This is a genomic window from Roseateles sp. P1_C6 (assembly GCF_056406315.1).
The window spans coordinates 21,528-42,307 of record NZ_JBFUAK010000013.1 but is presented as its reverse complement, the minus strand read 5'-3'; the positions used below and the strand labels follow the sequence as shown (position 1 = coordinate 42,307).

Genomic DNA, 20,780 nt, shown 5'->3' with positions numbered 1-20,780 from the left:
AGTTTGGTGATGGCTTCCGTGAAGATGTACACGACCCTGGTCTGCCCGTTCTGTGTGCGCGCCAAGATGCTGCTCAAGCAGCGTGGCGTCGAGCAGATCGAGGAGATCCGCGTGGACCTCAACCCCACCGAGCGCGACGCGATGATGAGCAAGACCGGCCGCCGCACGGTGCCGCAGATCTTCATCGGCGACACCCATGTCGGGGGGTGCGACGACCTGATCGCCCTCGATCAGCGGGGCGGTCTGCTGCCCTTGCTCCAGGCGGCGTGATTTCAAGCCCGGGCAAGCCCCGGGCGGTTTGTCACGGGGCCTCGCCCATAATCCAGCTACCGCCCGCAGCGCGCCGCTTGCGGGCTTTTGTTTGACGCTCCGTTCGAAAGAAGAGTCCCATGGCCGACGAGATCCAAGCTGCCGCCGAAGGCACCCCCGTGTTCCAGATCCAGCGCATGTACCTGAAGGATCTGTCGCTGGAGCAGCCCAACGCGCCGCACATCCTGCTGGAGCAGCAGCAGCCGCAGGTCGACATCAACCTGACGCTGTCGGCCGAGAACGTCACCGACGGCATCTTCGAAGTCTGCGTGACGGCCACCGTCAACACCAAGGTCGGCGACAAGACGCTGTTCCTGGTCGAGGCCAAGCAAGCCGGCATCTTCGAGATCCGCAACGTGCCGCAAGACCAGGTCGAAGGCATCCTGGGCATCGTCTGCCCGCAGATGGTCTACCCCTACCTGCGCGCCATCGTGTCCGACGTCTGCACCCGCGCCGGCTTCCCGCCCGTGCTGCTGACGGAAGTGAACTTCCAGGCCATGTTCGAAGCCCAGCAGGCGCAGCGCGCCGCGCAAGGCGGCCAGGCAGTGAACTGAGCGGTTCGCTGTTGCGACGACGCCCCGCCCAGCGGGGCGTTTTTATTGGTGGACACTTCTGCGCATGATGAAGATCAGCGTTCTTGGCGCCGGTGCCTGGGGCACGGCGCTGGCCATCCAGGCCGCCGATGCCGGCCACGCGGTGAGCCTGTGGGGCCGCGATGCCGTGGCCATTGATCAGATGCGGGCAAGCCGCCGCAACGCAGCCTATCTGCCCGACAGCGAACTGCCCGCCGCGCTGGCGCTGACGGCTGACTGCGACGAGGCCATCGCGCACGCGACCAACGGCCTGACCATCGTCGCGACGCCCATGTCCGGCCTGCGCGAGACGCTGGCCGCGCTGCCGTCGGCGCACCGGGTGCTGTGGCTGTGCAAGGGCTTCGAGGCCGGCAGCGGCCGGCTGGGCCATGAGATCGCGCGTGAGCTGCAGCCCGGCATGCGCGTGGGCGTGCTGTCCGGCCCCAGCTTCGCGCAGGAGGTGGCCGCCGGGCGGCCAACCGCGCTGGTGGCGGCCAGCGAGGACGCCGCGCTTGCGCAGGCGGCCGTCGAGGCCTTCCACGGCGAGCGACTGCGCGTCTACACGTCCAACGACCCGGTGGGCGTCGAGGTCGGCGGCGCAGTGAAGAACGTCATGGCGATCGCGGTCGGCGTCTGTGACGGGCTCTCGGCCGCCGCACCCGACGCGCCGGGCCTGAATGCGCGCGCGGCGCTGATCACCCGCGGCCTGGCCGAGATGCTGCGCCTGGGCGTGGCGTTAGGCGCCAAGGTTGAGACCTTCATGGGCTTGTCGGGCCTGGGCGACCTGGTGCTGACGGCCACCGGCGACCTGTCGCGCAACCGGCGCGTCGGCCTGATGCTGGCCGAGGGCCTGGCGCTGCCGCAGATCCTGGCCCGGCTGGGCCATGTGGCCGAGGGCGTCTACAGCGCGCCGACGGTGCTGGCGCGGGCCCGCGAGGCCGGTGTCGAGATGCCCATCACCGAAGCCATGGTGGACTTGCTGGAAGGCCGTCTGCGCGTGGGCGAAGCGGTCGAGCGCCTGATGGGGCGTGAAGCCCGGCCCGAATAGACGGCTCAGCCGCCGCCAGCGTAGCCGTTCTGCCGCCAGGCCTCGAACACGGCCACGGCCACGCTGTTGCTGAGGTTGAGGCTGCGCTGGCCCTCGCGCATCGGCAGCCGCACGCGCTGATCGAGCGGGAAGCCGTCGCGCAGCGTGGGCGGCAGGCCAGCCGTCTCGCTGCCGAACACGAAGTAATCGCCCGGCTGCCAGGCGACGTCGCTGAACGGCCGGCTGCCGCGTGTCGTGAACGCGAAAAGGCGCGTCGGGTCGGGCGACTCGGCGGCGACGAAGGCGGCCCAGTCGGCATGGCGCTGCACGCGGGCGTACTCGTGATAGTCCAGCCCGGCGCGTTGCAGCAGCCGGTCCTCCATCGAAAAACCCAGCGGCTCGATGAGGTGCAGGCTGCAGCCGGTGTTGGCCGCGAGCCGGATCACGTTGCCCGTGTTGGGTGGAATCTCCGGGTGGACGAGGACGATGTGAAACATGGGGCGGGAGTATCCCCGCGGCGTTCATTCATCGCCCGGTTCAGGGGTGCGTGAGATGACCCAGGCCTGCACGCTCATGACGCCCGCCTGCAGCAGCACATGGGCCAGTTCATAGAGTGTGGCGCCGCTGGTCATCACGTCATCCAGCAGCGCCACGCTGGTGCCGCGCAGCCGCGCCGCGCGCAGCGGCTCGACGGCGAAGACGCCGCGCACGTTGGCCGCGCGCGCCTGCAGCTTCAGGCTGGCCTGGCGCTCGTTGTGGCGCACGCGCAGCAGCAGTTCGGGCTCGCAGCGCAAGCCGCGCCGCCGCGCGAGCGCCTTGGCCAGCTCATGCGACTGGTTGTAGCCGCGCTCGCGCAGCCGCTCGGTGGACAGCGGCACGGGCAGCAGCCAATCGGGCTCCACGACCTCGGCCGCGCTGAGCGCAGAGTTCAGCCGCTCCAGCAGGCTTTCGCGCAGTTCCAGCGCTTGGTGGTATTTGAAGTGCTGCAGCAGGCCGTCCCACGGGAAGTGGTAGTCCAGCGCGGCGACCGTGCGGTCCAGCGGCGGCGGCTCGCGCAGGCAGCGCCCGCACTGCGGCCGCGGCCGGCCCAGCAACGCCAGCGGCAGCCGCGCGGCACAGGTCCAGCAGCGCGGCTGGGGGCGGGCGTACAAGGCCAGGCAGTCGGCGCAGATGGTCTGGTGGCTCCAGGCGCGGCAGACAGCACATTGGCCGGCGCAGCGCATCAGCACCTTCTCGATCAATGCGGGCTTGGCGGCCGCCAACGGGCGCCCGGGCATCGGCTCAATATACTGACCGGCCCATGAGCGAGCCGTCAGCTACCCCTACTTCAAACAAGGGGCCGCGGCCTCAGGACCTGGATGCGGCCGCGCTGCGCCATCAGGCCCGGCGGCTGGCGAAAGCCGGGCAGCCGCCCTGGCTGCATGCCGAGGTCGCGCGCCGCATGGCCGAGCGCCTGCCCTTCATCAAGCTTCAGCCAGCCCGCGTGCTGGACACGTCGGCAGCGCTGGGCGCGAGCGCCGAGCTGCTGCGCCTGGCCTACCCGAACGCCGAGATGCTGTGGCACGAAGCCGACCCGCTGCTGGCCGCGCGCGCCGCCCAGGACCGCGCGCTGAACTGGTGGCGCAAGCTGCGCGGTGCTTCCATGGGCCGGGTCGACCTGTTGCCGGTCCGCCCCGAGGTCGAGCTGCTGTGGTCCAACATGGCCTTGCACGCCAGCGCCGACCTGCCGGCGCTGCTCGCTGCCTGGCAGGTCAGCATCGCCGTGGGCGGCTTCGTCATGTTCTCCTGCCTGGGGCCGGACAGCTTTGTCGAGCTGCGCCCGCTGTACGCGCGCAATGGCTGGGGCCGGCCGGCGCCGGACTGGTGGGACATGCACGACATCGGCGATCTGGTGCTGAAGGCCGGCTTCGCCGATCCGGTCATGGACCAGGAGCGTCTGCGCCTGACCTGGGCCAGCCAGGAAACCCTGCTGGCCGACCTGCGCGCGCTGGGTGGCAATGTCGCCCCGACACGCTTTGCCGGCTTGCGCGGGCGCGGCTGGCAGCGCCGCCTGCTGGCCGAGCTGGACACGCTGCGCGACGCTGAAGGGAGGCTGGTGCTGACGGTGGAACTGGTCTTCGGCCACGCCTTCAAGGCCGCACCGCGGGTGAGCATGGCGGCCGAGACGCGGGTGTCGGTGGACGCGATGCGGGATTCGCTTCGTGCCGGCCGCAAGGTCTAGGGCCGGTTTTCCCTAGGGCGCCCAAGCCCGGACGCAGGGCAGCCCTGGGCTAAAATCCCGCGCCGCATAGAGGTTTGGTAGCAAAACCCGGCCCGACTCTCGGATCTTGCGGCCTCCCGGCAGATTGCAAGAGCCGCTCTTCAAAGAACCAAGTGACAACCATGACGATGATGAACGCACGAGTGCATAGCGCCCGACGCGCTTGGGGCCAGTGGGCCACGGCAGCGGCGGCTCTGGCAGCAGGCCCGGCCCTTGCGGTGAACGACCTCAAGGGCGGCCCCGGCGTCAATCAGCTCAATCTGCACGAGCCGGTCACGCGCATCGCGCACGACCAGATGTGGCTGCACAACTTCGTGATGATCGTCTGCGTCGTCATCTTCGTCGCCGTGTTCGGCGTCATGTTCTATTCGATCTTCAAGCACCGCAAATCCAAGGGCGCGGTGTCGGCCAACTTCCACGAGAGCGTGGCCGTCGAGATCGCCTGGACCATCATTCCCTTCCTGATCGTCATCGGCATGGCGCTGCCGGCCACCAAGGTGGTCGTCGCCATGAAGGACACGACGAACGCCGACGTGACCATCAAGGCCACCGGCTACCAGTGGAAGTGGGGCTACGACTACCTGAAGGGCGAAGGCGAGGGCATCGGCTTCCTTGCGACGCTGGACACCGCTCAGCGCGAGTCGTCTGACTCCGGCAAGCCCGAGCCGGTCGACAACTACCTGCTGAAGGTCGACAACCCGCTGGTCGTGCCCGTGGACAAGAAGATCCGCATCATCACGACGGCCAACGACGTCATCCACGCCTGGATGGTGCCGGCCTTCGGCGTCAAGCAGGATGCCATCCCCGGCTTCGTGCGCGACACCTGGTTCAAGGCCGAGAAGCTCGGCGACTTCTACGGCCAGTGCGCCGAGCTGTGCGGCAAGGAGCACGCCTACATGCCCATCCACGTGAAGGTCGTGTCCGCCGAGGACTACACCAAATGGGTGGATGGCAAGAAGAAGGAAATCGCCGCCAAGGCCGATGACCCGAGCAAGGTCTGGGAGCAGGCCGCCCTGATCGCCCGTGGCGAGAAGGTCTATGCCGCCAACTGCGCGGTCTGCCACAAGGCGGACGGCAGCGGCGCCGGTCCGATCAAGGCGCTGGACAAGTCACCCGTCGTGCTGGCCGAGAGCCATCTGGAGCAGATCCAGGTGCTGCTGAACGGCCGCATGGACAAGGGCATGCCGGCGTGGAAGCAGCTGAGCGACACGGAGATCGCCGCGGTGATCACGTACACGAAGAACAGCTGGTCCAACAAGACGGGCCAGACGGTGCAGCCGGCCGAAGTGCTGACCGCCCGCAAGTAATCCGAACGCCGAATCAGAGGAAATCACATGAGTGCAGTGCTCCCCCCCCACGGCGTTCACGGCGGCCATGACGGCCATGCCCACGACCACCACGACGATCATCACGACCACCATGCACCGAGCGGCTGGCGCCGCTGGGTGTTCGCGACCAACCACAAGGACATCGGCACGCTGTACCTGCTGTTCTCGTTCGCGATGCTGATGGTGGGCGGCATCCTGGCGCTATGCATCCGCGCCGAGCTGTTCCAACCGGGTCTGCAGTTCTTCAACCCCGAGCTCTTCAACCAGTTCACGACCATGCACGGTCTGATCATGGTGTTCGGCGCGATCATGCCGGCCTTCGTCGGCTTCGCGAACTGGATGATCCCGCTGCAGATCGGCGCGGGCGACATGGCCTTCGCGCGGATGAACAACTTCAGCTTCTGGCTGCTGATCCCCGCGGCCATCATGCTGGTGGGCAGCTTCTTCATGCCCGGCGGCGCCCCCGCCGCGGGCTGGACGCTTTACGCGCCGCTGACGCTGCAGATGGGCCCGTCCATGGACGCCGGCATTTTCGCGATGCACATCATGGGCGCCTCGTCCATCATGGGCTCCATCAACATCATCGTCACCATCCTCAACATGCGCGCCCCCGGCATGACGCTGATGAAGATGCCGATGTTCGCGTGGACCTGGCTGATCACGGCCTACCTGCTGATCGCGGTCATGCCCGTGCTGGCCGGCGCCATCACGATGACGCTGACCGACCGCCACTTCGGCACCGCCTTCTTCAACCCCGCAGGCGGCGGCGACCCGGTGATGTACCAGCACATCTTCTGGTTCTTCGGCCACCCCGAGGTCTACATCATGATCTTGCCGGCCTTCGGCATCGTCAGCCAGATCGTGCCGGCCTTCGCCCGCAAGCGCCTGTTCGGCTACGCGTCCATGGTGTACGCGACGGCCTCCATCGCCATCCTGTCCTTCATCGTCTGGGCCCACCACATGTTCGCCACCGGCATGCCGGTGACGGGCCAGCTGTTCTTCATGTACGCGACCATGCTGATCGCGGTGCCCACGGGCGTGAAGATCTTCAACTGGCTGGCGACGATGTGGCGCGGCTCGATGACCTTCGAGACGCCGATGCTGTTCGCCGTCGGCTTCATCTTCGTGTTCACGATGGGCGGCTTCACGGGCCTGATCCTGGCGATGGCGCCGGTGGACATCCAGCTGCAGGACACCTACTACGTCGTGGCCCACTTCCACTACGTGCTGGTGGCCGGCTCGCTGTACGCGCTGTTCGCCGGCGTCTATTACTGGGGCCCGAAGTGGACCGGCGTCATGTACTCCGAGACGCGCGGCAAGATCCACTTCTGGGGCTCGCTGATCGCCTTCAACGTGACCTTCTTCCCGATGCACTTCCTGGGTTTGGCCGGCATGCCACGTCGCTATGCCGACTACCCGATGCAGTTCGCCGACTTCAACGCCATCGCCTCGGTGGGCGCGTTCTGGTTCGGCCTGATGCAGGTCTACTTCTTCCTGTTCATCGTCGTGCCGATGATGCGCGGCAAGGGCGCGAAGGCCCCGCAGAAGCCGTGGGAAGCCGCTGAAGGCCTGGAGTGGGAAGTGCCGTCGCCGGCGCCGTTCCACACCTTCGAGGAGCCGCCCAAGCTGGACGCCTCGGCCACCAAGATCATCGGCTGATGGCCATGACGCCCGAACAGCGCAAGGCCAACCGCCGGCTGGGCTTGATCCTGCTGTCGATTGCGCTGGTTTTCGGCATCGGCTTCGTCACGAAGATGGTGTTGCTCGCCCACTGACATGCGTCTTCTCGCCGTCCTGCATCGCGACAACCGCCAGCTCGTCATGAAGCTGACGGTGGTCGTCGCACTGATGTTCGGCTTCGGCTATGCGCTGGTGCCGCTCTACAAGGCGATCTGCAACGCGCTCGGCATCAACGTGCTGTCGCTGGCGGAGCGCCAGACGGCGCTGGGCGACAAGGGGCTCGCCAACGGTAATGGCCAGGTCGACTACAGCCGCGAGATCACGGTCGAGTTCGACACCAATGCGCGCGGGCCCTGGGACTTCAAGCCGGCGGTGCGCCACCTGACGGTGCACCCGGGCGAGTTGACCCAGGTGATGTACGAGTTCCGCAACTCGCAGGACCGCACGATGGCCGCGCAGGCCATCCCGAGCTATGCGCCCATGCAGGCGAGCGCGCATTTCAACAAGCTGGAATGCTTCTGCTTCAACGAGTACACGTTGAAGCCGGGCGAGAGCAAGCAGTGGCCGGTCGTGTTCGTCATCGATCCCAAGCTGCCCAAGGATGTGAAGACCATCACCCTGTCCTACACCTTCTTCGAGGTGGCGGGCAAGGGGGGTGTGAAGCTGGGCCAGGCTCCGAAGGGAGCCGCGCTGTGAGCAAGCCGGGCCAGGACCTGAAGGACGCCGTGGGCCGCAAGGCCTCGTTGCGCCAGACGATCTCGGCCGTGGCCTGGAGTTTTTTCGGCGTGCGCCGGGGCAGGGATCATGAGCAGGACATGGCCAAGCTCAACCCGGTGCATGTGGTGATTGCGGGCGTGCTTGGCGCGGCCGTGTTCGTATTGATGCTGGTGCTGCTGGTCCGCTGGGTCATCGGCAGTGGCGTGGCCGCGGCCTGACGGCGCGGTCGCAACAAGGTTCAGAACGAGGAGAACAACATGTCGGCAACGACTACCCCGGGCAAGACCCCGTACTACTTCGTCCCGGCGCCCTCGCGGCATCCGGTGCTGGCCGCCACCGGCCTGTTCTTCGTCATCCTGGGCGCCGGCCAATGGGTCAACGGCCACGGCTGGGGCATGTACTCGCTGTTCGGTGGGCTGGCGCTGTGGGCCTTCGTGCTGCAGCAATGGTTCCGCCAGGCCATCGGCGAGAGCGAGGGCGGCCTGTACAGCGATCGCATCGACGTCTCCTTCCGCTGGAGCATGGGCTGGTTCATCTTCTCGGAGGTGATGTTCTTCGCCGCCTTCTTCGGTGCGCTGTACTGGGCCCGCGTGCAATCGGTGCCCGAACTCGGCAGCCTGGAGAACGCGCTGCTGTGGCCCGACTTCAAGGCCATCTGGCCCAGCACGGCCCCAGGCTTCACCGCCGCACCGGGCGGCACCGTCGAGGCCTTCAGCACGATGGGCCCCTGGCCCATCCCGACGATCAACACCGCGCTGCTGCTCACCTCGGGCGTGACGCTGACGATTGCGCACCACGCGCTGATCGCCGGCCAACGCGGCAAGACCATCGCCTGGATGTGGATCACCGTGCTGCTGGGCGCCACCTTCCTGGGCTTCCAGGCCTACGAATACCACCACGCCTACACCGAGCTCAACCTCAAGCTCACGTCCGGCGTGTTCGGCTCCACCTTCTTCCTGCTGACCGGCTTCCACGGCTTCCACGTCTGCGTGGGCGCGCTGATGCTGCTGTTCATCACCATCCGCCTGATGAAGGGCCACTTCACGCCCGAGCGCCACTTCGGCTTCGAGGGCGCAGCCTGGTACTGGCACTTCGTCGACGTCGTCTGGCTGGGCCTGTACGTCGTCGTCTACTGGATGTAAGTCGGCAGGCACCAAAGAACGAAGCGCCGCGAAAGCGGCGCTTTTTTGTTGGCGGCCTTCACTGCCGCACGGGCAACCCGGTCGGCTCTATCCAGCCCATGAACCAGCAGAACAGGATGAAGGCGAACAGCGCCACCGACACACCGACGCGCACCGCCAGCGCGCGTGCCATGTTGGGGCTGCGCCTGTCGCCGCTGCCTTTGCGGAGCATGAAGAAGCCGGCCGCTGCCAGCGCGCCGAGGATGCCGATGAAGGCCAGCAGGATCACGAATTTCATGGTGGTGGATTATCCGCGCGGGGTGCCGGCATGCTGAGCCGCCGCGGCTGGCTGGTGCTGGCACTGGCGCTGCTGGGCGCAGCGCTGACGGCGCGGCTTGGTTTCTGGCAGCTCGACCGCGCCGCGCAGAAGCTTGGCCTGCAGGCGGCCATCGAGGCCGAGGCCCAGCGGCCGGCCCTGGGCAATGCCGAGCTGGGCGACGGGCAGTTGCACCGCCGCGTCACGCTGCGCGGCACCTGGGTGTCCGGGCGCACCGTCTGGCTGGACAACCGCCCGATGGATGGCCGCGTCGGCTTCTTCGTCGTCACGCCGCTGCTGCTGACCGGCCGCGACGAGGCGGTGCTCGTGCAACGCGGCTGGGCACCGCGCAGCCAGGCCGACCGCAACCAGCTCCCGCCGCTGACCACGCCCGCGGGCGAAATCGAGGTCAGCGGCCGCCTCGCTGCTTCGCCTTCGCGGCTTTATGAGCTGGGCGAGGGTTCGGCAGGCGCGATCCGGCAAAATCTCGATGCTGCGGCCTTCGCCGCCGAGTCCGGCCTCAAGCTGCTGCCGCTGACCGTCGTGCAGACCGCCGACAGCGCCGCGGGCGCCGAGGACGGGTTGCTGCGCCACTGGGCGGCGCCGGAACTCGGCCTTCACAAACACTATGGCTACGCCTTTCAATGGTTCGCGCTCTGCGCGCTGATCCTGGTCCTCTATGTCTGGTTCCAACTCATCCGCCCCCGGCTCCGCCGCCAGCAGCCCTGAGCCGTTGAGCTTCGCGGTGCACAGCCTGCCCGACCCGCGGGTGGCGCCGCAGCAGCGCGCGGGCCGCTGGAAGATGCTGCTGGTGCTGGCCATGTGCGCCGCGCCGGTCGTGGCGTCGTATTTCACCTTCTACGTCGTCAAACCCAGCGGCTCGGCCTACGGCGAGCTGATCGCGCCCGCCGTCGACATGCCCGCCGACCTGCCGCTGACCGATCTGCAGGGCCGCCCGGTGGCGCCAGCCTCGCTGCGCGGCCAGTGGCTGCTGACCGTCGTCCACGGCTCCGACTGCCCCGCCTCCTGCGAGCGCCAGCTGTTCGTGCAGCGCCAGTTGCGCGAGATGCTGGGCAAGGAGCGCCCGCGCGTCGACAAGCTCTGGCTCATCCCCGACACCGGCACGCCGCGCGCCGAGGTGCTCGCCGCGGTGAGCCAGAAGGGCGCCGAGGTCACCGTGCTGCGCGTGCCGGCCGAGCGTCTGCAGGCCTGGCTGAAGCCGGCCGAAGGCCAGACGCTGTCCGGGCATTTCTACGTCATCGACCCGATGAACCGCTGGATGGAGCGCGCACCGGCCGAGCCTGAGCCCAAGAAGCTCAAGGCCGACCTCGACAAGCTGCTGCGCGCCAGTGCGAGCTGGGATACCGCAGGACGATGATGGAAAGCCTGCTTCCTCTTGGTCAGGTCGCCGCCATCGGTGGCGCCGTGGCCCTGGGCCCGCTGATCTGGTGGCGCCAGCGCTCGCGCGCGAGCACACGGGCCGGCCGCCTGCGCGCGCTGACGCTGCTGACGCTGTTCCTGACCTTCGACCTGATCGTCTTCGGCGCTTTCACGCGCCTGACGGACTCGGGCCTGGGCTGCCCCGACTGGCCCGGCTGCTACAGCGCCGCCAGCCCGGTCGGTGCACATGAGCACATCGAGGCCGCTCAGGCGGCGATGCCCACCGGCCCGGTCACACACGGCAAGGCCTGGATTGAGATGGTGCACCGCTACCTCGCCAGCGGCGTGGGCCTGCTCATCCTGGTCCTGGCGGCGCTGAGCTGGCGGCTGAAGCGCCAGCACGGCGAAGCGTCGCCGTCGCCCTGGTGGCCGACGCTGTCCCTGGTGTGGGTCTGTGTCGTAGGTGCCTTTGGCCGCCTGACGGTGACGATGAAACTCTTCCCCGCCATCGTGACGCTGCATCTGCTGCTGGCCCTTGGCCTGTTGATGCTGCTGGCCTGGCAGCGCGAGGCCTATGAGCCGCGTCCGCTGGCGGTGCCGTCCGCGCTGCGCCGCGCCGTCCTCGCCGTGCTCGTGCTGACGCTGTGCCAGGTGGCCCTGGGTGGGTGGGTCAGCACGAACTACGCGGTGCTGGCCTGCGACGAGTTCCCCACCTGCCACGGCGGCCAGTGGTGGCCGCATCTGGACTTCGCGCAGGGCTTCCAGTTCTGGCGCGAGCTGGGCCAGCGTGCCGACGGCGGGTTCCTCAGCTTCGAGGCGCTGGCCGCCATCCACATGGCCCATCGCATCGGCGCGGCCATCGTCTTCACGGCCATCCTCGCGCTGGCCTGGGCGCTGCGCCGCCCCGCACCGGCCTGGACCCGCTGGCTGCTCGCCGCCGCCGGCTGGCAGCTCGCATCCGGGCTGTCAAACGTCGTGCTGGACTGGCCCATCGCCGCCGCTCTGGCCCACACCGCAGGCGCCGCCATGCTGCTGGCCCTGCTCACCACCTTGCTCGCGCGCGTCAATCGCGCCCGCCCCTGACCATGGCCTCCACGTCCACCGCCAGTGCCTTCGTGCACAGCCCGCGCTGGCAGCAGTTTTATCAGCTGACCAAGCCCCGCGTCGTCCAGCTCATCGTCTTCTGCGCGGCCATTGGCATGGCGTTGGCCGTGCCCGGCCTGCCCAGCGGCGAGCAGGCCTTGACCATGCTGGCCGCCATCGCCGGCATCTGGCTGGTGGCTGGCGCGGCCGCCGCCTTCAACTGCCTCATCGAGGACGGCATCGACGCGCGCATGAAGCGCACCGCCTGGCGCGCCACGGCCAAGGGCGAGCTCAGCCGCACGCAGACGCTGACCTTCTCGGCGCTGCTGTGCGCGGCGGGCATGGCGCTGCTGGGCTTCTACGTCAACGTGCTGACGATGTGGCTGACCTTCGCCACCTTCATCGGCTACGCGGTCATCTACACCGTCATCCTCAAGCCCATGACGCCGCAGAACATCGTCATCGGCGGCGCGTCGGGCGCGATGCCACCGGTGCTGGGCTGGGCCGCGCTGCGCGGCGACCTCGGCCCCGAGCCCTGGCTGCTGTGTCTCATCATCTTCCTGTGGACGCCGCCGCATTTCTGGGCGCTGGCGCTGTACCGCGCCGAGGACTACGCCCGCGCCGGCCTGCCCATGCTGCCGGTCACGCACGGCAACGACTACACGCGGCTGCAGATCCTGCTCTACACCTGGGTGCTGTTCGCGGCCACGCTGCTGCCCTTCCTGACCGGCATGAGCGGCTGGTTCTACCTGGTCTGCGCCGTCGCACTGGGCCTGGGTTTCTGCGGCTATGCCTTTAGGCTGTGGCGCTCGTATTCGGAGATGCTCGCGCGGCGGACCTTCTGGTTCTCCATCTGGCATCTGTCGCTGCTGTTCGCGGCCCTGTTGATCGACCACTACATCGCATGAGCACTCGTCGCTTTGCCCTGGCCGCGCTTGCTGCGCTGGCCCTCGCCGGCTGCCAGAAGGCCGGGCCCGACAAGCCGGCCTTCAAGGGCATAGAGCTGACCGGTGCCGAGTACGCACGGACGCTGAACCTGACCGACCAGGACGGCCGCGCCCGCTCGCTGGCCGACTTCAAGGGCAAGGTGCTGGTGGTCTTCTTCGGCTACACGCAATGCCCCGACGTCTGCCCGACGACGATGGCCGAGGTGGCCGAGGTCAAGCGGTCGCTGGGCGCCGACGGCGACAAGGTGCAAGGCGTCTTCGTCACCATCGACCCCGAGCGCGACACGGCGGCGTTGCTGAAGCCCTACCTCGCCAGCTTCGACCCCAGCTTCGTGGGCCTGCGTGGCAGCGAGGAGCAGACCAAGGCCGCAGCCAAGGAGTTCAAGGTCTTCTACGCCAAGGTGCCGGGCAAGACACCCGAGACCTACACGATGGACCACACGGCTGCGAGCTTCATCTTCGACACCGAGGGTCGCGTGCGTGTCTACGCCCGCTACGGCTCGGGCGCCCAGCCGCTGGCGGACGACATCAAGCTGCTGCTGGCCGAAGCCAGGAAATGAAAAAGGCCCCGAGAGGGGCCTTTTGCTTGGGGGCGACCGGGGCTCAAGCCGTCTCGGTCAGCGCCTTTTTCATCTTCTTCATCGCCGCGACCTCGATCTGGCGGATGCGCTCGGCCGACACGCCGTACTCGGCGGCCAGCTCGTGCAGCGTCATGCCGCCGGACGAGTCGTCGTTCACCTTCAGCCAGCGCTCCTCGACGATGCGGCGGCTGCGCGGGTCCAGCACGTCCAGCGCGCGGCTGATGCCGTTGCCCGCCAGTTCATCGCGGGTGCGGGCCTCGATGACGCGGGTGGGCTCCTGGCTGTCGTCGGCCAGGTAGGCGATGGGCGCGAAGCTCTCGCCTTCGTCGTCGGTCTGCGGCTCCAGCGCCACGTCGCCGCCCGACATGCGCGTCTCCATCTCCAGCACTTCCTCGCGCTTCACGTTCAGCGTGCTGGCGACATGGGCCAGTTCCGCTTCGGTCAGCGTGTTGCGGTGCGTGGCGGCGTCAGGCTGGCCGGCCTTGAGCTGGTGCTTCATTGAGCGCAGGTTGAAGAACAGCTTGCGCTGGGCCTTGGTCGTCGCGACCTTGACCATGCGCCAGTTCTTCAGGATGTACTCGTGGATTTCGGCCTTGATCCAGTGCATGGCGTAGCTGACCAGGCGCACGCCCTGGTCCGGGTCGAAGCGCTTGACGGCCTTCATCAGGCCGACATTGCCTTCCTGGATCAGGTCGCCCTGGGGCAGGCCATAGCCCATGTACTGGCGCGAGATGGCCACCACCAGGCGCAGGTGCGACAGCACCAAGCGACCGGCGCCTTCCAGGTCACCCTTGTCGCGCAGGCTGCGCGCGGCCGAGCTCTCTTCCTCGGCGGTCAGCAGCGGCAGGCGGTTGACGGCGGAGATGTAGGCGTCCAGATTGCCCAGCGAGGGCACCAGGGCCCAGGGGTCGCGGACGGCAATGGCAGAAGAGGCAGACATCGTCTTGAATCCTTGCTAAACCGCCGCGTGGAATGCGGCGGTGAACAGGATATTAGCACTCTGCTTTGTTGAGTGCTAAGAACGAGGTGTCAGTCGGTGAAATGCAATGTTGCTGCGGCTGAAACAGTTGGTGGCCGCTAACTTGACCATGCCGGCGCCTGGCGTGGCACCGGCCTTCGGCGCGCGTCGACGAACAGGCTGCAGAGGCCTGCTCCCGGCGCAGCCTCAGTCAACCAGGCCGAAATCCGGGCTTTTGATCATCGCCTCGATGTCCAGCAGGATCAGCATGCGGTCGCCCAGCTTGCCCAGGCCGGTGATGAAGCGGGCGTCCAGCGCCGCCGGCACTTCGGGGCGGGGCTTGATCTCGTCGGCGCTCAGTTCCAGCACATCGGACACCGAGTCGACGACGATGCCGACGATGCGGCCGGCCACGTTCAGCACGATAACGACCGTGAAGGCGTTGTACTCGCCGGCCTGGCCCAGGCGCAGCCGCAGGTCCAGGATGGGCACGATGACGCCGCGCAGGTTGACGACGCCCTTGACGAAGCTGGGCGCATTGGCGACGCGGGTGGGCGCCTCGTAGGAGCGGATTTCCTGCACGCGCAGGATGTCCAGGCCGTATTCCTCCTCGGCGATGCGAAAGGTCAGGAACTGGCGGCCGGCGGCACGGCCCAAGGTCTGCACGGCCTGGGCGCCGCTGGTGGGAACGAGATCGGTGGAGCTCATCGGGCGCTGCACGGGGGGAGGAGGAAGGCCCTCATTCTGCCCGCTCCGCCCCGGCAGGCGGTGCCAACAATTCGTCGACCAGGGCGAGCAGCTCACGCACGTCCAGCGGCTTGGTCAGATAGTGCCCGGCGCCGGCCACCTGCGCCGCGGCGATCTGCTCGGGCTGGGCGTTGGCCGACACGACGATGACCGGCGGCGCCGTGATGCCCAGTTCGCGCAGCCGGCTCAGCAGCGTCAGGCCATCGCCGTCGGGCAGTTGCCAGTCCAGCAGCAGCAGGGCCGGCGGACGCGTCTGCAGCGCGCGCAACCCGGCCTCGACGGTGGGCGCGACCTCCAGCTCCAGCCCGGGCCGCTGCTCCAGGATGCCGCGCATGACCTCCGCGTTCAGCAGGTTGTCCTCGACGTAGAGCAGGCGCCGGTGCGGGCCGCTGCGCGGCGTGGCGGGCTCGTCGGCGCCGGCCTCGGCGGCCGTCGGTGTGGCCGCGCCGGCGCTGGGCAGCCTCAGCACGAAGCAGGCGCCGGGGCCCGCCTGGCTTTCGGCGCGCAGGCTGCCGCCCATCATCTCGGCCAGGCGGCGGCTGATGACCAGGCCGATGCCCGTGCCCGGCAGACCGCTGCGCTCGCGACCCAGGCGGTTGAAGGGCTGGAAGAGGGCGGCGCGCTGCTCGTCGGTCAGGCCCAGGCCGGTATCGCGCACGGCCACCTCGACCCAGCCCGGCTCGGGGCTGCTCGCCTCGATGCTGACGCTGCCGGCGGCGCGGTTGTACTTGACGGCATTGCTGAGCAGGTTGGTCAGCACCTGGGTGACCCGGGTCGGGTCGCCGATGACGCGCAGCGCGCCGGGGTCCAGGCGCTGGCTGACGGCCAGGCCGCGTTCGGCCGCCTGTTGCTGCACCAGGGCCAGCGCGCGGGACAGCAGCGGCGGCAGTTCCAGCACGCTCGGCTCCAGGCGCAGCGAGCCCGCCTCGATGCGCGACAGGTCCAGCGTGTCGTTGATCATCTCCAGCAGGTGCCAGCCGGCTTGCGAGATCTGCTGCGCGCGGCTGCGCTGGGCGGGCGGCAGCGGTTCGCTCGCGTCCATCTGCATCAGCTGCGTGAAGCCGAGGATGGCGTTCATCGGCGTGCGCAGCTCATGGCTCATGCGCGACAGGAACTCGTTCTTGGCCTGGTTGGCCGCCTCGGCCGCCTCGCGGGCGCGGTCCAGTTCCTCGATGCGCAGCTGGTCGGTGATGTCCTCGACGACGCCCACCAGCCGGTGCGGCCGGCCGTCGGCGCCGCGCAGCAGGCTGACCAGCACGCGAGCGTGGGCGATGCTGCCGTCCTGGCGCACATAGCGCTTCAGGCGGCGGTAGAACGGGATCTCGCCGCGCATCATGCGGCGCGCCAGGCGGATGTCCTCGCGGCGGTCGTCCTCGTGCGTCACGTCGATGGAGCGCCGGCCGATCAGCGCCTCGGCCGGGTAGCCGACCAGGCTGCAGAACTGCGCGTTGACCTCCTGGAAGCCGCCGTTCAGGTCGGTGAAGGCGATGCCGATGGGTGCGGCGTCGAAGATGCTGTGAAAGCGCTGCTCGCTCTGGGTGAGCGCGCGCTCGCCCTGGGCGCGGTTGGCGATCTCGCGCTCCAGCGCGGCGGTGCGTTCGCTGACCAGCGCCTCGACATGCTGGGTGCGCCCGGACATCAGCAGCAGCAGCGCGCCGACCATGGCCGTGGCCAGCAGGCCTACCAGCGCAAAGGCCCAGCTGCGGCCGGGCGCCTGCACCATGCCGGGCAGGTCGTAGACGCGCACCTCCCAGTGCCGGCCACCGAACTCGAGCGGCAGCTTGACCAGCGGCAGCGTCGCGTCGTCGCCGCGCTGCACCGCCTCGCAGCCGCGCCGCCCGCCCAGCCGCGGGTAGGCGGCGCCCGGCTCCAGGTCGACGAGGCAGGCGCCGAGGTGCTCGGGCCAGTGCGCGGCCAGCCGCGACAGCAGCAGGTCGGGCCGCAGCGTGGCGAAGACGACGCCGTCCAGTGCCTGTTCACTGGGCTCCGCCTGGCCGCGGTACAGCGGCTGGTAGATGACCACGCCGACGGCGACTTCCTTGTCCTGCGACAGCTGGAAGCCCGCCGACGCGACCGGCCGGCCCAACGCGGCCGCCTTCTCGATGGCCGCGCGTGCGCTGGGGATGGTGCGCACGTTGACGCCCAAGGCACCGGCGTTGCGTGACAGCGGCTCGATGAGGCGGATGGCCATCATGTCTTCGTCCGGCGGCACGTTCAGATCGCCGGCGCGCTGGCGGTCGCGCGCCTGGTAGCCGCCGGCGAAGCCATCGGAAGCGGCCGCGGCATTGAAGCGCGCGATGTCGGCGCGCGCGACGCGCAGCGTCAGGCCCAGCGCGATCAGCGGGCTGTCCTCGGTCAGGAAGCCGGACGTGGCATTGGCAAACTCCTCGCGCGTCGGCCGCGGCTTGACCTTGATGAGGCCGTGCACGGCCTCCAGCGCCAGCAGCGGCTCGCGCAGCCGGCCGGCCAGGTCCTGGGCCGCGCTGCTGGCGTCGCGCGTGAAGTCGGCGCGGTTGCGCTGGCGGTCCCATTCCATCGTCACGGCCACGCCCAGCCCCACGAGCAGCGTCGTCAGCAGCATGGGCAGGCCGACGCTGAAGCGCCGCGTGGCCCAGGCCGAGCGCGGGTGGCCGATCAGCGCCAGCGTGATGGGCGTGGCGATCAGCACGCCCATCAGGTCGCCGGTCCACCAGACCGTCCAGACCAGGCCCATCTGCGCCGACGTGATGACGCCCGCAGCCTTCAGCAGCAGCGTGGCGCAGCTCGGGCTGATCAGGCCCGCGAGCGCAGCCGCGCCGAGGTAGCCCGCCACCTCGCGCGGCGAGGCCAGCACCAGCGGATGGCCGCACCAGCGCCGCATCAGCAGCGTGCCGGCGGCGGCCTGCGCGGCGGCGCCGCAGCCGATGCCAAATGCCAGGGGCAGCACGTCGCCACCCATGGCGATCATGGTCGTGGCCTGCACGACGAAGGAGCCCAGCGCCACGGCCGGCAGGTAGCGCAGCCCCAGCACCAGCAGCACCGCCAGGCCCCAGCCAGCGGCCGGGTAGATGGGCGCCACCTGGTAGGGCGGCAGCACCATCAGCAGGCCCAGGCGGCCCAGCAGGTAGTAGACGAGCGTGATGCCCGCCGACAGCAGCAGGTAGCGGCCGGTCGCGCGGGCGCTCGGGGGCGTCATTCCGCCTGGGCCTCCCGCAGTGTCTGCACGACAGGCCGCTGCAGCACGCCGCGCAGGCTCCACCAGCCCGCGCTCCAGGCCAGCAGCGCGCCGCAGACCGCGCTGACCAGGGGCACCCAGGGCTTGATCTGCCAGTCGAACTCGAAGACATAGCGCGCCAGCAGCGCCGCCAGCACCAGCGCCACGGCGCCGGCCAGGAAGCCGGCCAGCGCGCCCACGCCCAGCAACTCGGCGCGCTGCACCTGCGCCAGCAGCGAGGAGGGGGCGCCCAGGGCCCGCATCAAGCCGAACTCGCGCGTGCGCGCCTCGCGTGTGCTGCCGACCGCGGCGAGCAGCACGACCAGGCCGGTCGCCAGTGTGAAGCCGAACAGGAACTGCACCGCCTGGATGACCTGGTCCAGCACGCCCTGCACCTGGTTGAGCTGGGCCGACACGTCGATGACGGTCAGGTTGGGGAACTGCTTGGCCAGCTCGCGGTCCAGCTTGCTGTTCGCTGGCGTGCGGTAGGCGGCGATCTGTGTGGCCGGCAGCTCCGGCAGCTCGGCGGCCTCGAACAGCACGAAGAAGTTGACGCGCATGGACGACCAGTCCACCTTGCGCAGGCTGGTGATGCGGCCCTGCACGGGCTGGCCGGCGATGTCAAAGGCCAGCTGGTCGCCCAGCTTCAGGCCCAGCGTCTGCGCCAGGCCTTCCTCGACGCTCATGCCCATCTCGCCCGCTGGCGCCGCACCCCAGCGGCCGCCGACGATCTGGTTGTGCGCGGGCATGTCGGCCGTGTGGCTGAGGTTGAACTCGCGTTCGGCCAGGCGCTGGGCGCGGTCCTCGGCAAAACGCTTGCCCAGCACGGCCTCGCCGTTGATGGTGGTCAGCCGGCCGCGGATCATGGGTGACCAGTCGAAGCGCGTCACGCCGGCGTCCGTCAGCATCTTGCGGAAGGCTTCGCCCTGGTCGGGCTGGATGTTGATGACGAAGCGGTCCGGCGCGGCCGCCGGCGTGGCGCGGCGCCAGCTGTCGATGAGGTCCGTGCGCAGCAGCACCAGCAGCGCCAGCGCCAGCAGGCCCACGGCCAGGGAGGCCACTTGCATGACGGCGAAACCCGGCCGCGCGGCGACCTGGCGCGTGGCCAGCAGCAGCCAGCGCGGCACGCCGGCGCCGCTGACGTTGGTGGGCACCACGCGGCGCAGCAGCTTGACGGCCGCGAACGCGAGCCCCGCAAACACCAGCACCGCGCCGGCAAAGCCCGCCGCGGCGATGGCGCCCAGCACCATGTCACCCGCCAGCACCACGAGGATGGCCGCGAGGCCCGCGACGCCCGCGCCCAGCACGAGCAGCGAGCCGGCCTTGGGCGCGCCCAGGTCGCGCCGGATCACGCGCAGCGGCGGCACGGCCGCCAGCTGCAGCACCGGCGGCAGGCCGAAGCCCAGCAGCAGCGACAGGCCCAGGCCCAGGCCCAGCAGCGCCGGCCAGATGCTGGGCGCGGGCAGCGTCACGTTGATGAGGCCCGCCAGCAGCGACACGAACACCTGGTGCAGCGCCAGGCCGATCAGCACGCCGGCCAGGCTGGCCGCCAGGCCCGCCATCAGGAACTCCAGCCCGTAGGCCCAGGCGATACGCCGCTGCGGCTGGCCCAGCACGCGCAGCATCGCGCAGGCGTCCAGGTGCCGCGCCGCGAAGTCGCGCGCCGCCAGCGCCACGGCGACGGCAGCCAGCAGTGCCGACAGCATGGCCACCAGGCGCAGGAAGCGAGCGGCGCGGTCCAGCGTCTGGCGCATCTCGGGCCGGCCGGATTCCAGCGACTCCAGCCGCACGCCGCGCAGCTTGTCCTTCTCGACGAGTTGCTCGGCGCCGGCCACGAAGCGCCGCACCGCGTCCGGCGCGGCACCGGCGCCCGGCACCAGCGCCAGGCGGTAGGTGATGCGGCTGGCCGGCTGCACCAGGCGGGTCGCGGCCAGGTCGCCTTCGGACAACATGACGCGCGGCGCGAAGTTCATGAAGCCGGCGCCGCGGTCGGGCTCGGTGTCGATGATGGCGGCCAGCTTGAGCTGGCTGTCGCCCAGCAGCAGCATGTCGCCCAGCTTGAGGCCCAGACCGTCGGCGACGGCGGGATCGACCCAGACCTCGCCCGGCGCCGGCGCGCCCGCGCGGCCGGGCAGGGCGTGGCGCAGCGCAATGCTGCCCCGCAGCGGATAGCCGCTGCCGACGGCCTTCACGGCGACGAGGCGGCTCTCGCCGCCCTGGGCCTCGTTGGCGCGCGCCATGCTCGGGAACGTGGCGCTGCGCACGGCCGTGAGCTTCTGCGCGGCGGCGAGGTCGACGAGGGGCTGAGGCGTGGGCTGATCGCTGGCGACGACGGCGTCGCCGCCCAGCAGCTTGGCCGCGTCGCGGCGCAGGCCCGCGTCGAGCCGGTCGGACAGGAAGGCGACGGCGCACAGCGCCGCGACGGCCAGCGCGACGGCCAGCATCAGCAGGCGCAACTCGCCGGCCCGCCAGTCCCGCAGCAGCTGGCGCCACGCAATCGACAGGGTGGCGGGCGGACGCGATGCGGCAGGGGACGACATGCGCGCGACTTTAGCCGCGCG

22 protein-coding genes are annotated in these 20,780 nt (G+C 69.5%); 15 read left to right on the top strand and 7 right to left on the bottom strand.

The genetic code is table 11. The features are described 5' to 3' along the window. The first annotated feature begins 9 nt into the window (after window positions 1–9). From grxC to AC1D29_RS25930, 3 genes are all read left to right on the top strand, one after another. A complete protein-coding gene (grxC, locus tag AC1D29_RS25940) occupies window positions 10–270 on the top strand; it encodes a glutaredoxin 3 (protein ID WP_477902968.1) in 261 nt (86 codons plus the stop codon). A 119-nt stretch (window positions 271–389) separates the two neighbouring features. Continuing rightward, window positions 390–863 carry a protein-export chaperone SecB gene (gene secB / locus AC1D29_RS25935; protein ID WP_477902966.1) on the top strand — a complete coding sequence of 158 codons (474 nt, stop codon included), beginning with the start codon at window positions 390–392 and terminating at the stop codon, window positions 861–863. Between the two features lie 67 nt (window positions 864–930). After that, a complete protein-coding gene (locus tag AC1D29_RS25930) occupies window positions 931–1,929 on the top strand; it encodes an NAD(P)H-dependent glycerol-3-phosphate dehydrogenase (RefSeq protein ID WP_477903271.1) in 999 nt (332 codons plus the stop codon). A 5-nt stretch (window positions 1,930–1,934) separates the two neighbouring features. Here AC1D29_RS25930 and trmL read toward each other — a convergent pair whose 3' ends face one another. Together trmL and AC1D29_RS25920 are read right to left on the bottom strand one after the other, a co-directional pair. Next, window positions 1,935–2,405 carry a tRNA (uridine(34)/cytosine(34)/5-carboxymethylaminomethyluridine(34)-2'-O)-methyltransferase TrmL gene (trmL, locus tag AC1D29_RS25925; RefSeq protein ID WP_477902964.1) on the bottom strand — a complete coding sequence of 157 codons (471 nt, stop codon included), beginning with the start codon at window positions 2,403–2,405 and terminating at the stop codon, window positions 1,935–1,937. Between the two features lie 24 nt (window positions 2,406–2,429). Next, complete coding sequence (locus AC1D29_RS25920) at window positions 2,430–3,185, bottom strand: ComF family protein (RefSeq protein ID WP_477902962.1); 756 nt, start codon at window positions 3,183–3,185, stop codon at window positions 2,430–2,432. 23 nt (window positions 3,186–3,208) lie between these two features. Here AC1D29_RS25920 and AC1D29_RS25915 point away from each other — a divergent pair, with 23 nt between their 5' ends. The 7 genes from AC1D29_RS25915 to AC1D29_RS25885 all read left to right on the top strand — a co-directional run bounded on the left by AC1D29_RS25915 (window position 3,209) and on the right by AC1D29_RS25885 (window position 9,035). Further along, window positions 3,209–4,129, top strand: a complete 921-nt coding sequence (locus AC1D29_RS25915; protein WP_477902960.1) for a class I SAM-dependent methyltransferase — start codon at window positions 3,209–3,211, stop codon at window positions 4,127–4,129. A gap of 170 nt (window positions 4,130–4,299) precedes the next feature. Continuing rightward, a complete protein-coding gene (gene coxB, locus AC1D29_RS25910) occupies window positions 4,300–5,475 on the top strand; it encodes a cytochrome c oxidase subunit II (protein WP_477903269.1) in 1,176 nt (391 codons plus the stop codon). A 27-nt stretch (window positions 5,476–5,502) separates the two neighbouring features. Then, window positions 5,503–7,155 carry a cytochrome c oxidase subunit I gene (gene ctaD, locus AC1D29_RS25905; RefSeq protein ID WP_477902958.1) on the top strand — a complete coding sequence of 551 codons (1,653 nt, stop codon included), beginning with the start codon at window positions 5,503–5,505 and terminating at the stop codon, window positions 7,153–7,155. Next, on the top strand, window positions 7,155–7,271 hold the full coding sequence (locus AC1D29_RS25900) for a cytochrome oxidase small assembly protein (protein ID WP_369820572.1): 117 nt from the start codon (window positions 7,155–7,157) through the stop codon (window positions 7,269–7,271). Before ctaD ends, AC1D29_RS25900 begins: the two co-directional genes overlap by 1 nt. Before the next feature lies 1 nt (window position 7,272). Then, on the top strand, window positions 7,273–7,872 hold the full coding sequence (locus AC1D29_RS25895; protein WP_477902955.1) for a cytochrome c oxidase assembly protein: 600 nt from the start codon (window positions 7,273–7,275) through the stop codon (window positions 7,870–7,872). Continuing rightward, a complete protein-coding gene (locus tag AC1D29_RS25890) occupies window positions 7,869–8,111 on the top strand; it encodes a DUF2970 domain-containing protein (RefSeq protein WP_477902953.1) in 243 nt (80 codons plus the stop codon). Before AC1D29_RS25895 ends, AC1D29_RS25890 begins: the two co-directional genes overlap by 4 nt. A gap of 39 nt (window positions 8,112–8,150) precedes the next feature. After that, window positions 8,151–9,035 (top strand): cytochrome c oxidase subunit 3, encoded by an 885-nt coding sequence (locus AC1D29_RS25885; RefSeq protein WP_477902951.1) that lies wholly within the window; start codon window positions 8,151–8,153, stop codon window positions 9,033–9,035. A 58-nt stretch (window positions 9,036–9,093) separates the two neighbouring features. On the opposite strand, the gene AC1D29_RS25880 is transcribed toward AC1D29_RS25885, so the two are convergent. Then, window positions 9,094–9,312 carry a DUF2909 domain-containing protein gene (locus AC1D29_RS25880; RefSeq protein ID WP_477902949.1) on the bottom strand — a complete coding sequence of 73 codons (219 nt, stop codon included), beginning with the start codon at window positions 9,310–9,312 and terminating at the stop codon, window positions 9,094–9,096. 30 nt (window positions 9,313–9,342) lie between these two features. Here AC1D29_RS25880 and AC1D29_RS25875 point away from each other — a divergent pair, with 30 nt between their 5' ends. Genes AC1D29_RS25875 through AC1D29_RS25855 form a run of 5 tightly spaced genes read left to right on the top strand, consistent with a single transcriptional unit; the run spans window position 9,343 to window position 13,300 of the window. Further along, window positions 9,343–10,059, top strand: coding sequence for an SURF1 family protein (locus tag AC1D29_RS25875; RefSeq protein ID WP_477902947.1), 717 nt, complete (start codon window positions 9,343–9,345; stop codon window positions 10,057–10,059). Between the two features lie 4 nt (window positions 10,060–10,063). Then, entirely contained in the window at window positions 10,064–10,708 is a 645-nt protein-coding gene (locus AC1D29_RS25870) for an SCO family protein (protein WP_477902945.1), read from the top strand. Then, window positions 10,708–11,793: a COX15/CtaA family protein gene (locus AC1D29_RS25865; protein WP_477902943.1), complete on the top strand. Its 1,086-nt coding sequence runs from the start codon at window positions 10,708–10,710 to the stop codon at window positions 11,791–11,793. Before AC1D29_RS25870 ends, AC1D29_RS25865 begins: the two co-directional genes overlap by 1 nt. A gap of 2 nt (window positions 11,794–11,795) precedes the next feature. Next, window positions 11,796–12,701 carry a heme o synthase gene (gene cyoE, locus AC1D29_RS25860; protein WP_477902941.1) on the top strand — a complete coding sequence of 302 codons (906 nt, stop codon included), beginning with the start codon at window positions 11,796–11,798 and terminating at the stop codon, window positions 12,699–12,701. Next, window positions 12,698–13,300: an SCO family protein gene (locus tag AC1D29_RS25855; RefSeq protein WP_477902939.1), complete on the top strand. Its 603-nt coding sequence runs from the start codon at window positions 12,698–12,700 to the stop codon at window positions 13,298–13,300. The genes cyoE and AC1D29_RS25855 overlap by 4 nt, the downstream gene beginning before the upstream one ends. Before the next feature lie 43 nt (window positions 13,301–13,343). On the opposite strand, the gene rpoH is transcribed toward AC1D29_RS25855, so the two are convergent. The 4 genes from rpoH to AC1D29_RS25835 all read right to left on the bottom strand — a co-directional run bounded on the left by rpoH (window position 13,344) and on the right by AC1D29_RS25835 (window position 20,759). Next, the gene (gene rpoH / locus AC1D29_RS25850; RefSeq protein ID WP_477902937.1) at window positions 13,344–14,261 is read right to left on the bottom strand and encodes an RNA polymerase sigma factor RpoH; all 918 of its coding nucleotides are present in this window, start codon (window positions 14,259–14,261) and stop codon (window positions 13,344–13,346) included. Window positions 14,262–14,486: 225 nt separating this feature from the next. Further along, entirely contained in the window at window positions 14,487–14,987 is a 501-nt protein-coding gene (locus tag AC1D29_RS25845) for a chemotaxis protein CheW (protein ID WP_477902935.1), read from the bottom strand. A gap of 31 nt (window positions 14,988–15,018) precedes the next feature. After that, the gene (locus tag AC1D29_RS25840; protein WP_477902933.1) at window positions 15,019–18,201 is read right to left on the bottom strand and encodes a CHASE domain-containing protein; all 3,183 of its coding nucleotides are present in this window, start codon (window positions 18,199–18,201) and stop codon (window positions 15,019–15,021) included. Continuing rightward, window positions 18,198–20,759 (bottom strand): ABC transporter permease, encoded by a 2,562-nt coding sequence (locus AC1D29_RS25835; protein WP_477902931.1) that lies wholly within the window; start codon window positions 20,757–20,759, stop codon window positions 18,198–18,200. The genes AC1D29_RS25840 and AC1D29_RS25835 overlap by 4 nt, the downstream gene beginning before the upstream one ends. Window positions 20,760–20,780 lie beyond the last annotated feature (21 nt).

Excerpts from the sequence above, each read along its gene's own strand:
- secB (WP_477902966.1), top strand. The coding sequence starts at position 390 with ATGGCCGACGAGATCCAAGCTGCCGCCGAAGGCACCCCCGTGTTCCAG.
- ctaD (WP_477902958.1), top strand. The coding sequence starts at position 5,503 with ATGAGTGCAGTGCTCCCCCCCCACGGCGTTCACGGCGGCCATGACGGC.
- AC1D29_RS25900 (WP_369820572.1), top strand. The coding sequence starts at position 7,155 with ATGGCCATGACGCCCGAACAGCGCAAGGCCAACCGCCGGCTGGGCTTG.
- AC1D29_RS25885 (WP_477902951.1), top strand. The coding sequence starts at position 8,151 with ATGTCGGCAACGACTACCCCGGGCAAGACCCCGTACTACTTCGTCCCG.
- AC1D29_RS25855 (WP_477902939.1), top strand. The coding sequence starts at position 12,698 with ATGAGCACTCGTCGCTTTGCCCTGGCCGCGCTTGCTGCGCTGGCCCTC.
- AC1D29_RS25865 (WP_477902943.1), top strand. The coding sequence starts at position 10,708 with ATGGAAAGCCTGCTTCCTCTTGGTCAGGTCGCCGCCATCGGTGGCGCC.
- AC1D29_RS25880 (WP_477902949.1), bottom strand. The coding sequence starts at position 9,312 with ATGAAATTCGTGATCCTGCTGGCCTTCATCGGCATCCTCGGCGCGCTG.
- AC1D29_RS25895 (WP_477902955.1), top strand. The coding sequence starts at position 7,273 with ATGCGTCTTCTCGCCGTCCTGCATCGCGACAACCGCCAGCTCGTCATG.
- grxC (WP_477902968.1), top strand. The coding sequence starts at position 10 with ATGGCTTCCGTGAAGATGTACACGACCCTGGTCTGCCCGTTCTGTGTG.
- trmL (WP_477902964.1), bottom strand. The coding sequence starts at position 2,405 with ATGTTTCACATCGTCCTCGTCCACCCGGAGATTCCACCCAACACGGGC.
- AC1D29_RS25920 (WP_477902962.1), bottom strand. The coding sequence starts at position 3,185 with ATGCCCGGGCGCCCGTTGGCGGCCGCCAAGCCCGCATTGATCGAGAAG.
- rpoH (WP_477902937.1), bottom strand. The coding sequence starts at position 14,261 with ATGTCTGCCTCTTCTGCCATTGCCGTCCGCGACCCCTGGGCCCTGGTG.
- cyoE (WP_477902941.1), top strand. The coding sequence starts at position 11,796 with ATGGCCTCCACGTCCACCGCCAGTGCCTTCGTGCACAGCCCGCGCTGG.
- AC1D29_RS25915 (WP_477902960.1), top strand. The coding sequence starts at position 3,209 with ATGAGCGAGCCGTCAGCTACCCCTACTTCAAACAAGGGGCCGCGGCCT.
- AC1D29_RS25840 (WP_477902933.1), bottom strand. The coding sequence starts at position 18,201 with ATGACGCCCCCGAGCGCCCGCGCGACCGGCCGCTACCTGCTGCTGTCG.
- coxB (WP_477903269.1), top strand. The coding sequence starts at position 4,300 with ATGAACGCACGAGTGCATAGCGCCCGACGCGCTTGGGGCCAGTGGGCC.
- AC1D29_RS25835 (WP_477902931.1), bottom strand. The coding sequence starts at position 20,759 with ATGTCGTCCCCTGCCGCATCGCGTCCGCCCGCCACCCTGTCGATTGCG.
- AC1D29_RS25875 (WP_477902947.1), top strand. The coding sequence starts at position 9,343 with ATGCTGAGCCGCCGCGGCTGGCTGGTGCTGGCACTGGCGCTGCTGGGC.
- AC1D29_RS25845 (WP_477902935.1), bottom strand. The coding sequence starts at position 14,987 with ATGAGCTCCACCGATCTCGTTCCCACCAGCGGCGCCCAGGCCGTGCAG.
- AC1D29_RS25930 (WP_477903271.1), top strand. The coding sequence starts at position 931 with ATGAAGATCAGCGTTCTTGGCGCCGGTGCCTGGGGCACGGCGCTGGCC.